This is a genomic window from Microbulbifer sp. TYP-18 (assembly GCF_040932045.1).
Taxonomy (GTDB): Bacteria; Pseudomonadota; Gammaproteobacteria; order Pseudomonadales; family Cellvibrionaceae; genus Microbulbifer.
Map to the genome: position 1 here is coordinate 1 of NZ_JBFRBC010000022.1, position 14,154 is coordinate 14,154.

A 14,154-nucleotide genomic window follows, 5' to 3' on the forward strand; every position below is an offset into this window, starting at 1 on the left:
CCATGCCCTGTAGCAGGTAGTAGCGCTGACCGGCGGTGCCGGCCACATAATCCGGGCTGGTGACCTGGGTGATATAGCCCCACTGCGGATGATAGTGGTTCCAGCTGCCCCGGGTGTAGCTGCCATCAACCGCCGCCATTTCATTGGCGGCATCGTAACTGAGCTTGATGCGACCGTAGCGGTCGTATTCCCGCTTTTCCCAATGGTCACCGTCCACACCGGCGTCACCGAGAATGGTGACGGTTTCCGCCAGGCGCGCATAGAAATCGTAATCGAACAATTTCGCGTAACTGTACTGGCCGAAATCCACGCTGCAGTCGCTGGCGATGGGGGCACTGCTTTCCGCCACGAACACCAGCTTGCCGGCGGCATAGGAAACTTTGCTGCAATCCGGGTCGCGATCATAATACCAGCGGGAGGCCTTCTCCAGGCTGCCGTCCGCTGTGCGGTCCTCGCGATAAACGATGCGGCCCAGTGCATCATGGTGCATTTCCTGGATATTGCCGATGGCATCGGTCTGCCGCCACAGTTCACCAAAACCGTTGTACTGGTACTGCCATTGCCCTTTGTCCGGGTCCACCATTGAATTTTTGCGGCCGAGTTTGTCGTACTCTACCTGGATTTTTATTGGGATACCCTGCTGCGTATCCACGGTGGTGGTGTGGGTCAGGTTACCCTGGGTGTCATACCCGTAGGCGACTGTGTTGCCATCGATGTCAGTGACTTTGACCAGTTCTCCCAGCACATTGTGGTCCTGGTGGCTGGTCTGATTACAGCCGCTGCCTCCCGAGGTGGCGCTACTGGTGCGTACCGTGCCGTCTCCCTGCAACTGATCAAAAGTCACGGTGATGTCGCACTGGTTGCCGGGCACATCGGTGTGGGTTGTGCGGCCGAGGATGTCGTAGTCAAACCCGCTCCAGACCGCCGTATCCCCGGAAAAGTAAGGCAGGCTCTGCCGCTCCACGCGGCCCAGCTCGTCGTACTCCTTATCTTCAAACACCCAGCTACCCTCAAAGCCCGTATGGCCACTGCGCAGCTGCCGGCCCAGCTTATCGTAATACTCGACACTGCCACTGCTGTCGAAGGTACTTGTGGTGATCTTGTAGGCCGCTGCCGCCGGGCCGTCACTGCAGCCACCTGCTGGGCAGGGTATGGAGAGTTTTTTAGTGAAAGCACCGGTCTCCGCCCAATTGAAATAGGGCTTGCCAAAGGCTGAATAGGCGGTGCCAGCGCGCACCCCATTGATATCGGTGACTACTTGCGCTTTGCCGTAGTGGTTGAAGTCGGAGGCGTAGGAGGTGATTTGGCCCAGAGCGTTTTCCTGGGCAACCAGGTATCGACCAGCGCTATCATAATGCCACTTGCTGATGCGCTCCTGCTCACCCGGTGCACTGCGGCTAGCTGATACTTTATTACCGAACTTGTCATACCCGTAGCGGGTCATCATCGAAAGGCCGGGGTCATCCGGCTCGACTGCCTCGCTCATGAGCAAACCGGTCTCGGGGTCATAGGTGAAGGCCGCTATGCGGGTTTGCGCGGGTATGCCGCTCAGGGGCCTGGCTGTGGTCACCTCGGTACGCATCAGGCGACCGAGATGCCAGGGGCCGGGATTGTTATTATAGGTATTATCCGTCGTCTGGCTGGATAAGAGCCGGTCCAGGGCATCGTACTTTTGCACCTGCAACAGGGAAACATTCCCGTACTTTCGGTCTGCACCACTATCATAGGTAGTGGTTGTGACTGTCTTTTGCATCTTCTCCAGGCCCAGGGTGTAACCGGTTTCGGTAACAGTGCGGACATAGGGTAAAACGGTTCCCGGTACCGGGGCAAAACTGTCCAACTGGTTTACCGCTGTAGAGATCAGCTTGGAGGAGGGATCATTGATCTCACAGCTCACCAGGTCCGTGGGCTCCAGGCATGTAGCGGTACTGACCGGCATACCCGTATAAGGGTAATCCTGCCGGTACACAGTGGTGGTGACCACCCCGGTTTGCACGTCAATCGTAGAAACCTTTTCAAATCCAAGCGCCCCGCGCCCACCTGCCTGGATACGCGCCGCCTCATATTTATAGTATACGGAGACCTGGTGCGAGGCGTCAGCGGTTGTGGGTGCGGAACTATCCACCCGGGAGACCAAAAAGCTTGGTGTCAGAAGATCCATAACCCCGGAGCCATTACCAAAACTCAACCCAGCTGCACCGGTGCCTGTTATGTAAGTGTGGTCAGTAGATTGCCCCGGCAGTGTCATTCTACGGTAGTGAATATCGGTAACCGAGCCCAGGCCATGGGTAATTTTGGTGATCTGATCCGTGGGCATTAAATTATTGCCTGAATCATGATAAACCACCACGTCACCATGCTCACCGGTATTACTGTAACTTAGCCGCATATGGCTGGCAAAACCGTCCCCCTCCAGATCCAGGAAGAAATGCGCATAGTTGCGGTCCGGGCTTTCAGAAAAATTGTAGCCGGGGGCCCCGAATAGCTCCTCGCGCTCGAAACTATTGCCGTCCCAATAGTGCCGCACCATTTTGGGGGCAGCCAGGGTAGTATCCACGGCCATCATGTCGAGTACGCCATTGCCGTCGTAATCCGTAAAAGCCACCGGCTGGCCGTCGGGAATGGTGAACCCGGCACTGACAAATTCAGAACCGGTATTAATTTTGGCGCGCCAGTCGCCTTGGGTAAGTTTTTTATAGAGATAATCGGTCAATCCGTCGCCATTCAGATCTGCAGGTATAAGCGCCGAGCTGTTAGGCGACCCCGCATAAACGATTTCATAATCGAAATAGCCCGTTTCTATAAAGCTGCTGCCTGAGGTTTCGAAAAGCATCCACAGATAAGTATCGTCGTCGGAATCACAGATCTGGTCCACTTTGCCCACTGGGGTGCACATCCAATGTACCCTGGCGTACAGGTCCACACGGCCATCGCCATTGAAGTCGGCCAGCCGCGTACTTCCAAGACGCATCTTGGGCCAAAAATCCCCTCCCACGATATCGCCAAGCTGCTGCGGCGCATCGGTAAATACCAGTGAAAAATCCTCTTCACTAGGGCTAAATTTGTAACCGCCGCTGCCATTGCGCTGCAAACGATGAATAGTTAATGAGGGCAACGTCTGCCCCGGCAGGCCTGGAGCCAGGCGAACCAGGTCCGGCAGGCCATCCCCGTCTATATCCTGTAATACGGAATTGGTTGTGCCCCGAGCCGGAATCCCCGTATCTAGCGCTGTGCTTGTGAATCCTCCGCCCGAGTAGCGATACACTTGCCAATTTCCATCGGTGGCTACCAGGAGATCCAGAACACCACTGCCGAAGTAGTCCAGCAAATGCCAGGACATGGGTTCCCCGAGACTATCTTTGGGAATTTCAATATCACCCAAATTCTGATAGTGCAGTCGATAACTGCCCTGGTGACTCAGGGATCTGGCCAGGCTGACAAAATAGTCCCCGTCATTGTCTTTACGCAGCCAGAGCAGATCTTCACGTCCATCGCCGTTTACGTCGGCAGGGCGGGGGGCGTAGAAGCTCGCGGTCAAATCCAGGTTGCCGTCTTGATATTCAGGCGACCTGGAGCCAAAACCTACCGGAGGCTGAGTCCAGTCGAAGGTAGTGGGGGCGAGGCAGCTTTCACCGACACACTCCTGCACGGACGCCAGTAGGGATCTTCCCGTACTTGCACTCAAGATATAGCCGAGCTTATAGGTCCTCAGCTCATTGCCTTCAGAATAGGATTTTATAGCGTCCAAACGTTTGGTCTGCGATTGGGGCACCCCAAGCCAATAGCCTGATGAGGTATCGTTCCTACCACTGCTATAATGGAATTCAATATGATTTGTGGCGGCCACGCCGTCATTGCTTGCATAGTCAATACGGTCAATAAGATGTTCGCCGACGACTGTATTTTTCGTATAGTGGTAAGTGATGGTATTTCCGACATTGTCGCTGAAACTCGACTGTGTCCACATCAACTTATGGCTGCTCTTCGAACCCTTGCCATTCAAGTAGCTGTCGCTGGAATTTCCGTAATAGGCAACAGAACCGTCCTTCCGGCGGACCTCAAAATAGTCGGGACCGTATTGATCGCCAAACTGCCTAACCTGTGTGAAGGTATCGATTGCGGTTCGATATTCAGTGCCGTCAGCTCCGTAGTCCCCGGAAGTAGCAATCAAACGCTGTCCGTCCAGGCAAAACCTGTCGTTGGGCCCAAGACCTACGGCGCTGTCCAGGCCGTCCTCCTCTCGCGTCATACGGCAACGGGTGATTATTGAGAGCCCTGAGATATTCCAGCCGACACCGGAGGGGCCATTACCTCCCTCTCCCAGATAACTTAGAGAGATACGGGGAGCTACGCTACCGGAAGCCGGTCCGGTTAGAATCGGAATCGAATAGGCGGCGCTGCCGCCTTCCGTTACCTTGAATTGGCCAGCCGTCTCCCCTACCAAATCGGAAGCCACAACATCTGCATTGGTTGCCGGCGGAATATTGATTTGTGCGGGGGCCTCCCCGGAAGGTAGCGGGCTGGGATCCTGGCCGTTCGCGACTCTTATCGGTAAAGATTCGATGGGTGCGTTGCAGGTTTCAAAGTCACTCTGCTTGTTACATGCCCATACACGAAACTGGTAGTAACCATCGCTCAAGCCGGACAAAGCGGTGGAGTTGTTCTGACCCAGGTAACTGAGAAGTGCCTCATCATCTGTATCCGGATCGACAATCTGGCCGGTGACTACATCGGTGTCAGTCCAGATGACTGTGCCGGAAGACGGATCGTAATTCCCCTTCTCCAGATGAAACTCCACGACCCGGTTGTCGGGATTACTCCAAATAAGATCCAGGCTACCATCATAACTGACCAAGGGTGCGGCGCTGATCGCTGCTATAGGCCCGGGTCTGTTGGCGACATCTAATACCTGAGCACTGGAGTAGCCAGAACATGCCCTGGGGTTGCAAGCTTCTACAATGTAGTTGTAGGTGCCATCGGGCTTTTTGTTAACCGCAAAAGAGGTGACTCCAATACTTTCATCTCCAGCCAGAACAATTTTGTTATTCTCTTTTAGCGTAAATCGACCGTATGGAGGCTCCAGGTACTGTTGCGGCTGATGGTCCCAGTGGATGGTGTAGATCCCGGAAGCGCTATCTGCTAAATCCCGGATTACAGGTGGAGCCGGTACAGGAACCTTCCATACCCGCACCGTCTGTGTATCACTCCAGGTACTAAGATCACAATCGAAAAAGGCATTACAGCCTCTTATCCTGTAATAGTAGGTGCCGTCCGGCTTGCCGGAAAATGCTGTCAGGGTATGGGTTGTGGCGGTCGAAAAATCACCGCTGGTGGATTCCTGGTATTCCCAGTGGTTCACGTAGTCGCCAAGATCGGGCACGACGTCGAAAGCATAGCTGCCGTCCCAGTCGTAACCGCTGAAATCGGTCTCGCCGTGGACGAGGGTTACATCGGGCTTTTGCGGCGAATATATAATCCGGGCGGAAACGGTATTCTCCCCCCAAAATTCCTCCCACCCATCAGGCGTCTGCACTTGCAGGAAAAAGGAGATGTGTCCATCCCGCAGGAATGGCCCCACATTGCAGCCGCCGACGGCACCCTGGCACATCACCGTTGAACCGTTCTTGGCCTGGCTTGAAACAATTCTGACCTGGGCGGCGCCGCCAAAATTCCAGCTTAATCGGAAGGTCCCATCGGTGGAAGTGGCCGGGGAAATGGAAAGTTCGGGGCCTGCCGGAAACGTCACACTTGTCTGCTTTTGACCACTTGTGGCACAGGACCAGCTGTAGGTATTACAGGCCTTTACCCGGTATAAGTAGCTTCCCTCAGGTTTGGCGGTGACTGAAAAACTGCGCGAGGTACCGGTATTATGGCTGGTCCAACTGGAGCCATTGTTGCTGCTCTCCTGTAACAGGTAGTAGGTAACTATACCGGAGGCAGCGGCCCAACTGATGGTATAACTGCCATTGGAGCTGCTTGTGGGATTATTTGGCGTGCCGGGTGCGCCGGGTTTATTTCTGACCGTGAGGCTGTTTCCGCCATAGCGCCAACCACCGCAACCGGAATCGTTGCACCCACGCACCCGGTATTTATAGGATGCATCCGCCCGGCCACTCAGAGACTTGCTGCGTGCGCTGGCATTATGGACTCTGACATAGGAATTTGAATTCTTTTGCTCCCAAAGCTCGTATCTGGAGACAACCCCGCTTGAGGCGCCCCAGCTGATCGAAAATGAACCATTATTGTCTGTCGAAGGAACCGCTATAGAAGAAGGTGTGCCTGGCTTGGGAAGGGTAACCGTGACTGTAACGCTGCCCAGATTAGTGGGCTGGTCAATATATTCCTGAATAATTGGATTCCAAACCGCCGAACCCCAGGCCGTGACTTGATATTTGTAAGTCCCATTTGCAGTCTCCGTGAAAGACCTAGACAGGCTCCCTGTTGTATATGTAGCCGACCTTTCCCCACTAACATAAACAGCATAATAGTCGGCATTGGAGACTGAGGACCAGCTAATGGTATGGGTACCCCTTGAGTTGGTTGTGCTAGCGGAAACAGCTGCCTCTGCGAGACCGGCCCAACAAAGAGAAAAAATCAGGAAAAATATCGAAATAGTTGTTCTTGTATTCATAACCGACAGTAGTGTGACAAAGTAAGATACACCCTCAGACTAACGCGGGAACTTTGCTTGAAAGCACCGTTGTTTAGATAAATCAATACACTTTAAGCTTTTCGATGCGCTGCACGACTTATTACTTATATACCCTATGGGAAGCCGTAGCCTACAGTCTGCCCAGCTGCGCCGAGCGGGTGTTACCAAAGCCGCAGGAAAGTTACTGTATGGCTATCGGATAACAAGGGTAAAACAGGCGTACCATCTGTGAACGGATTTTTACAACATGGGCAAGAAAGTCCTGGCATTTATTATTATGTCGGTCGCGCTTGATTTACCTTCTTTGCTTAGCATAGTCGAAAGTTCGGTTATTCGAAAAGCATTCTGACATTACAGCCCATTACACCGTCACCAAAAATTGATGACTTGCCATAGCCGTAATGCCTGTTGCAGCAATAACATAGAAAAACGTTGGCACAGTCAGCCAGACTATTTCGGAAGTCTTCACTGGAAACGGCAAAGGGTGCTCTTAATCACTTTTCACACTAAAGGCAGCTGTTTCAACCAGCTGTTGCCGAAGCGAATCATCCAGACAGTGGTTGATATCGCAGTCCTGCACGGTGAGATCCAAAATACCCAACTGCCGCAGCCTGGCGCGAACCTGGCCGAGTTCCGCAGCGCTAGTTATCCGCGGGTGGCGGGTAAGCCGCACTTCCATCGGCAGTCCGGCGGCAGCCAGTATACGGGCGCTTTCCCAGGCGCTGTCGCCACTGCCCCGCACGCCGGTGATGGCCACATAATTCTCCGGTAGCGCCTTGATATCCAGCCCGACCCAGTCCAGTTGCGACACTAGCCGGCGCAGGCGCCGGGGATAGATACCGGCAGTGTGCAAACCCACTTTAAAACCGAGATCCCGCACCTGCCCTATGGCGCTCTCCAGGGCCGGCTGGGCGGTGGGTTCACCACCGGAAAAGACCACCGCGTCCAACAGTCCGCGGCGCTGGCGCAGGAAACCGACAATCTCGCCCCATTCATAGCGCGCGGGCGCGCGGGCCGGCAGCAGGTCACCGTTGTGACAGTAACGGCAACGCCAGGGGCACCCCTGGCAAAACACCACTGCGGCCAGGGCGCCGGGATAGTCGGTGGCGGTGAAGGGTGTAAAACCGCCGACCCGCAGTGTTTCACTCATACCGGTATTATCCACTGGCGGTGACGGAAGTTAACCTTCCGTCTTAGCGGGAGCCGGCTTGTTGTCAACAACGAAAAAACGGCGCTCGCGATGCTCGGACTGTTTGCCGGGATTCCAAAAAGAGACCGGGCGATGGTAGCCCATGACACGACTCCAGACTTCACAGCGGGTGCGCTCCTGATCGTTCAACTGGATTGGGTTGGACATGATTTCTCTCCTCGATGATTTGCCGTGGAAGTGCCGCGCGGCTTTGTGTGGGTTTCGTGCAATTGGCGTGCGATCAATACCTCGTCGCAGCGCGGGCAGAATTGGTGCTCGCCGCTGAGGTAGCCGTGGGCGGGGCAGATGGAAAAACTGGGGGTTACGGTGATGTAGGGCAACTGGTAGTTGGTCAGTGCCCGGCGCACCAGGCGGCGACAGCTGTCGGCATCGGGCAGTCGCTCTCCCAGGTAAAGGTGCAGGACTGTGCCGCCGGTATAGCGCCGCTGAAGTGGCTCCTGTCGCGCCAACGCCTCGAAGGGATCAGCGGTAAAGCCGGCGGGCAGCTGGGAGGAGTTGGTGTAGTAGGGAGCTTCCGCGGTGCCCGCCTGGAGGATATCCGCATAGCGCTTGCGATCTTCCCGCGCGAAACGGTAGGTGGTGCCCTCTGCCGGCGTCGCCTCCAGGTTGTAGAGATGGCCGGTCTGCTGCTGGAAATCCGTCATGCGGGCACGAATATGGTCGAGCAGCCGCTCCGCCATCCGCTGTCCCGATGGGGTGACTATGCTGTCCCGGTCGCCGCTGAAATTGCGCAGCATTTCATTGATGCCGTTGACGCCGATGGTGGAGAAATGATTGCGCAGTGTGCCCAGATAGCGGCGCGTATAGGGAAAAAGGCCGGTGTCCATATGCCGCTGGATGACCTTGCGTTTGACTTCCAGCGAACTCCTGGCCAGTTCCAGCAGTTGGTCGAGGCGTGCCATAAGGGTCTGTTCATCGCCCCGGTACAGATAACCCAGGCGCGCGCAGTTGATGGTCACCACCCCCAGGGAACCGGTCTGCTCAGCGGAACCAAAAAGACCGTTGCCGCGCTTGAGCAATTCGCGCAGATCCAGCTGCAGGCGACAGCACATGGAACGCACCATGTGCGGACTGAGATCGGAATTAATGAAATTCTGAAAATAGGGCAGGCCGTAACGGGCGGTCATGGCGAACAGCCGCTCAGCATTTTCACTGTGCCAGGGAAAGTCCTCGGTGATGTTGTAGGTGGGAATGGGAAAAGTAAAAACCCGGCCACGGGCGTCGCCTTCGCTCATGACTTCGATATAGGCGCGGTTGATCAGGTCCATTTCCCCCTGCAGGTCGCCGTAGCAAAAGGGCATTTCCCTGCCGGCGATCACCGGTACCTGCTCCTGTAAATCCCGGGGACAAACCCAGTCGAAGGTGAGATTGGTAAAGGGGGTCTGGGTACCCCAGCGGGACGGCACATTGAGGTTGAAGATCAGCTCCTGCATACACTGGCGCACCTCCCGATAGCCGAGCTGGTCCTTGCGGATATAGGGTGCCAGGTAGGTGTCGAATGAACTGAACGCCTGGGCGCCGGCCCATTCGTTTTGCAGGGTGCCGAGAAAGTTGACGATCTGGGCCACGGCACTGGACAGGTGTGCGGGTGGGGCCGACTCCACCTTGCCGGGCACGCCGTTGAGGCCCTCCTGCAGCAGGGTGCGCAGGGACCAGCCGGCACAGTAGCCGGACAGCATATCCAGGTCGTGGAGATGCAGGTCGCCGTCGCGGTGGGCCGCGCCGATTTCCGCGGTGTAGACGTGATTGAGCCAGTAGTTGGCTATCATCTTGCCGGCGCTGTTTAGGATCAGGCCGCCGAGGGAAAACCCCTGGTTGGCATTGGCGGCCACGCGCCAGTCCTCGCGCCGTAGGTACTCGTCGATGGAGGCACCCACGTCCACCAGGGTGCGGTGATTTTCCCTCAGCTGCCGGTGCCGCTCCCGATAGGCAATATAGGCCCGCGCGGTATCCAGATGGTCGCTGCCCACCAGCACCTGTTCGACAATATTTTGTATTTCCTCGATATCCACGGCGGCGCCTTCCCGGTGGCGAAACTCGACCACATTGGTGACCTGGGCGGCGAGCCGCTGCGCCTCTTCCGTGTCGAATGCTCCGGTGGCGCGGCCGGCGCTTAACAGGGCGCGGTGGATTCGCGCCTGCTGGAAGGCCAGCGTGCGGCCATCGCGCTTACGCACCAGGATATCCACACTGACACCGGCGTTGCCCGGGGACAGGGAACAGGATGGTGACGCCGGTGGCGTACTGCCGGGGTTGGGTTGGGCGGCGATGTTCATGGGCTCTCCCGCTGGCGCCGGCACCGGCCGTGGCACCGGCAAAAATTGATCTAAATCACTATATGTTGTGCTCTATATTTTCTATACAACAACATATAGTTATTTTTCTAATTGAACAAGAAAGTAAAAAACTGTGCTCCCGCACCCCTGTACCACCGGCGGACAGGCCGGCTACTCCTTTTGGGTAATCGCGGGATGGCTGCTGCCTGACGGGAACCGGGGCGTAACCGCGTTGGGAGGGACATACCTCACAACAGGCGAGCCGACCGACGCGGCCGGGTGGGAACCTGCGGCTACCCCTTTTGCCTCAGGAAAAGAACGAAACCTTAGGGCCTGTTGACACTCAGGAGCCGGAGGAAAAGAGCGCAAATACCGCCAGCAGGGTTGCCGCCCACAGGGCGCACAGCAGTTTCCAGAACAGGGGCGCATTGGGGCTCTGCTGCTCGGCGGGATCGTCGCGCAGGTAGTCAGGATTTGGGGTGCCCAGGTCGCCGATAAAGGCCTCCAGACTGCGGTAGCGGTTCCGCAGGTCGATGCTGCAGCCCCGCTCCAGGGTGCGGTCGAACCAGGTGGGCACCACCGGGTTGAACAGGTGGGCGGGCCTGTAGCGCAGTCGCTCATAGTCGGCGGCCGAGCGACATTCGTTGATCTCTTCGCCGTAGGGCAGCTCCCCAGTGAACATCTCGTAGGCGATGGTAGAGAGCGCATAGATATCGCCCTGTATGCCGGTGTTGCGGCCGAGAATATAGTGGGGGTCTGAATAAGTAGCGGTACCCAGTGCCCCCGGGTGTTCCAGGGGGCGGAAAACCTCGGCACTGCCGGCAATATAGACAGAACCGAAGTCGACGATCTTGACCCTACCGCTGCCATCAATCATGACGTTTGCGGGTTTCAAGTCCTGGTGAATGGTCTCCTGGTCGTGGAAAGCCTGCAGACCGGCGGCGATTTCCCGCAGAATGCGATACGCCTGCGCGGGTTTGGGGAAGCGGTTGTCGGCGATCCAGGTCTCCAGCGTCACGCCATCCACATATTCCATCAGGTAGTAGAGCCCGGTGCGGGGGCGCTGCTGCCGGTACAACCGCACCACATGCTCACTCTGGATGCGCAGCCCTATCCACTCCTCCTGGATAAATCGGTCGATATAGTGCAGGTCGTCCTGGTAGTTGACCGAGGGGGTCTTCATCACCAGGGTGCGGCCGCTGTCACTGTCCCGCACCAGGTACAGCTGGCTGCGCTGGGAGGCAAAAATTTCCCGCTCCACCACATAGCCGTCCAGCACCATGCCGGGCTCCAGCGGGGGTGGAAACGGCAGCCGCGTCAACTGCCGGCTGTAGTCGTCCAGGGTTGTCCGCGGCAGGTCCACAACCCGCACCACCAGCGCGGTCAGGTTGTCATCACTGCCGCCCCCGGCGGCGGCATCTACCAGAGCCTCGGCTGTAGCCTGTTCGTCGAGAGCGGAGTTTTCGAGTATTCCCCGTATCACCTGGGGATCGAGAAAATCGTGCACACCGTCGCTGGTGATCAGCAACTGGTCCCCCCGCTGCAGGCCCACCTGGCCGTAGTCCACCTGCACCCCGGTATCCATTCCCAGGGCGCGGGAGAGCATCGTCTGGCGGGACGACAGCGCGACACTGTGATCCCGGGTCAGACAGCGGAAATCCCCATCCCGCAACTGGTAAATACGACTGTCCCCGATGTGGAAAAAATGCGCGTTGCGGGATTTAAACACCAGCGCCGAGAAGGTACACAGGAAGCCCTTCTCCTGTTGCAGAAAGTCGTGACTTTTACGGTAGAGCTTGCTGTTGATAGAGGCGAGGATTTTCTGCCCGGCATGGGCCGCGGACCAGGTGTCCGGCGCCCTGAAGTAGTCGCGCACAAACTGTTGGGTTGCCATGGTGCTGGCCTGGGCGCCGGCCTCCGCCGAGCTGACCCCATCCGCTACTGCCGCCACCGCCCCCAGGTACTGCCGCAGGTGCCGGCTGTCCGGCCAGTGATAGACAGCGGCATCCTCGTTGCGGGGTTTGATGCCGGCGCGACTGCATAGGCCGGCCCTGAGTATCGGTGACAGCGCTTCCTCATCGAGTTCGGTCGTCGCCGGACCGGTTGTGGTCATGTGGGTTTCCTCAGCGATATCGGCCACCTCTAGCAGGTTGTTGAAAAAGGCATCCTGCCTTTTTCAACACACGAAAAGCAAAAAATGTGATTTTCACTTTTCTCGCAAAATCAACGACTTAGGCGTCGCCGATTTTGCCTGAACATCCATATTTCGGTACCAGGCGTCGAAATTCTTCGAATTTCAACAGCCTGCTTGCCCCAGAGCGGGCGCTTACTCCACGCTGATCAATTGTACTGTGCCATCCGGGAGCACTTCGGCAATATTGCCCTTGGGCTCCTCCAGGAACAGGCAGGCGAAGAAGATCACCGCTGCGGCACCACAAATGATCAGGAAAAACTGGCTGTAGCTCACATAAGACAGGGCGGTGAGGAAGGTCACGGCACCCACATTGCCATAGGCGCCCGCCATGCCGGCAATCTGCCCGGTCATACGGCGCTTCACCAGGGGCACTATGGCGAACACAGCGCCTTCACCGGCCTGCACGAAGAAGGAGCAGCACATGGTGGCAATCACCGCGGCGGAAATCCACCAACTGCCGTCAATCTGGCTCAGCACAAAGTAACCCACCGCAAGACCGCCAATCAGGAACATCAGGCTGCGGCGGCGCCCCAGCTTGTCGGAGAAGTAGCCGCCGGTGGGGCGCGCCACCAGATTCATAAAGGCAAAGCCGGAGGCGAGCAGGCCCGCCTTCACCGGGCTGAGCCCCTCAAAGGTTTCCAGGAAGAACAGCGGCAACATGGACACTACCGCCAGCTCGGAGCCGAAGGTAACAAAGTAGGCGACATCGAGAATGGCCACCTGCCTGAAGCTGTACTTCTCGAACTCCGGCACCCCCTCCTCCAGGTGGTCCCGGTTCACCCGCCAGATCATTTTGGTTTGCGCGGCGAAGAGCACCGCCAGAAGTATCCACATGCCGTAGGTGGCGCCCTGGCTGAGCAGGGCCACGCCGCTGGGGGACAGCTTGTAGGCCAGCGCCGCCAGGGCCAGGTACATGGGTACATTCATCAGCAGGTAGAAGTAGAGATCGACCCTGCTGGTGACTTCCAGACCGCCGGTTTTCTTGGGTTTGAAATAGGTGGAACCCTTGGGGGTATTACGCGCTATGCGGTAGTACACCAGGCCGTAGATGCCGGCGATAACACCGATCAGGCCGAGGGCGTAGCGCCAGCCGTCCTCACCGCCAAACAGCAGGGCAATGGTGGGCAGGGTCATGGCGCCGGCGGCAGAACCGAAGTTGCCCCAGCCACCGTAGATACCCTCCGCCAGTCCCACCTGCCGGGCTGGAAACCATTCGCCCACCATGCGGATGCCGATCACGAAGCCGGCCCCCACAAAGCCCAACAGGAAGCGGAACAGGGCCAGCGCCTGGTAGCTGTCGGCAGTGGCGAAACCGAGACAGATCACCGCGGAAGTTACCAACAAACCACTGTAGACCAGCCGCGGACCCAGTTTGTCCACCAGCATACCGATAACGATACGGGCGGGGATGGTGAGTGCCACATTGAGAATCAGCAGTGCCTTGACCTGCTGGCTGGAGAGATCGAAGGCGTCCCGGATAAAAACCAGCAGAGGGGCGTGGGAGAACCACACAAAGAAGGTCAGAAAAAATGCGAACCAGGTACAGTGCAGGGTTTTTATTTTCGGGTCGCTCCAATCGAACAGATCGAAGCTGCTGGATTGACTCATGGTTTTTCTCCGGCTTAACAGAAATCTGGAGGAAAGTAGATTTAAGGAAATACTGAATTAATCAGGGTTTCCTTAACTCCGATGGTATGGATGCCACACCACAGGAAAAGCGCGCAAAGGGGGTAGTTGAGGCGGGGAAAAAACACTGTGTGGGGAAAATAACCCTTTGGGGCTAGGGAGCCCCTGGGACTAATCCCGATTCACCGGCGTATTT

At 57.0% G+C, this 14,154-nt stretch carries 6 protein-coding genes; all 6 read right to left on the reverse strand.

All coding sequences use genetic code 11. The features are described 5' to 3' along the window. Positions 1-6,082: FG-GAP-like repeat-containing protein (locus ABVT36_RS15335; protein WP_368457321.1), on the reverse strand; the 6,082-nt coding region annotated here is incomplete at its 3' end. Positions 6,083-7,142: 1,060 nt separating this feature from the next. Further along, positions 7,143-7,802 (reverse strand): anaerobic ribonucleoside-triphosphate reductase activating protein, encoded by a 660-nt coding sequence (locus ABVT36_RS15340; protein WP_368457322.1) that lies wholly within the window; start codon positions 7,800-7,802, stop codon positions 7,143-7,145. Positions 7,803-7,832: 30 nt separating this feature from the next. Next, positions 7,833-8,009 carry an anaerobic ribonucleoside-triphosphate reductase gene (gene nrdD, locus ABVT36_RS15345; RefSeq protein ID WP_367151273.1) on the reverse strand — a complete coding sequence of 59 codons (177 nt, stop codon included), beginning with the start codon at positions 8,007-8,009 and terminating at the stop codon, positions 7,833-7,835. Next, positions 7,988-10,138, reverse strand: a complete 2,151-nt coding sequence (locus tag ABVT36_RS15350) for a ribonucleoside triphosphate reductase (RefSeq protein WP_368457323.1) — start codon at positions 10,136-10,138, stop codon at positions 7,988-7,990. The genes nrdD and ABVT36_RS15350 overlap by 22 nt, the downstream gene beginning before the upstream one ends. Positions 10,139-10,481: 343 nt before the next feature. Further along, positions 10,482-12,251, reverse strand: coding sequence for a protein kinase (locus ABVT36_RS15355; protein ID WP_368457324.1), 1,770 nt, complete (start codon positions 12,249-12,251; stop codon positions 10,482-10,484). A gap of 213 nt (positions 12,252-12,464) precedes the next feature. Further along, on the reverse strand, positions 12,465-13,940 hold the full coding sequence (locus ABVT36_RS15360) for a NarK family nitrate/nitrite MFS transporter (protein WP_368457325.1): 1,476 nt from the start codon (positions 13,938-13,940) through the stop codon (positions 12,465-12,467). Between the last annotated feature and the right edge of the window lie 214 nt (positions 13,941-14,154).

Excerpts from the sequence above, each read along its gene's own strand:
- ABVT36_RS15350 (WP_368457323.1), bottom strand. The coding sequence starts at position 10,138 with ATGAACATCGCCGCCCAACCCAACCCCGGCAGTACGCCACCGGCGTCA.
- ABVT36_RS15355 (WP_368457324.1), bottom strand. The coding sequence starts at position 12,251 with ATGACCACAACCGGTCCGGCGACGACCGAACTCGATGAGGAAGCGCTG.
- nrdD (WP_367151273.1), bottom strand. The coding sequence starts at position 8,009 with ATGTCCAACCCAATCCAGTTGAACGATCAGGAGCGCACCCGCTGTGAA.
- ABVT36_RS15360 (WP_368457325.1), bottom strand. The coding sequence starts at position 13,940 with ATGAGTCAATCCAGCAGCTTCGATCTGTTCGATTGGAGCGACCCGAAA.
- ABVT36_RS15340 (WP_368457322.1), bottom strand. The coding sequence starts at position 7,802 with ATGAGTGAAACACTGCGGGTCGGCGGTTTTACACCCTTCACCGCCACC.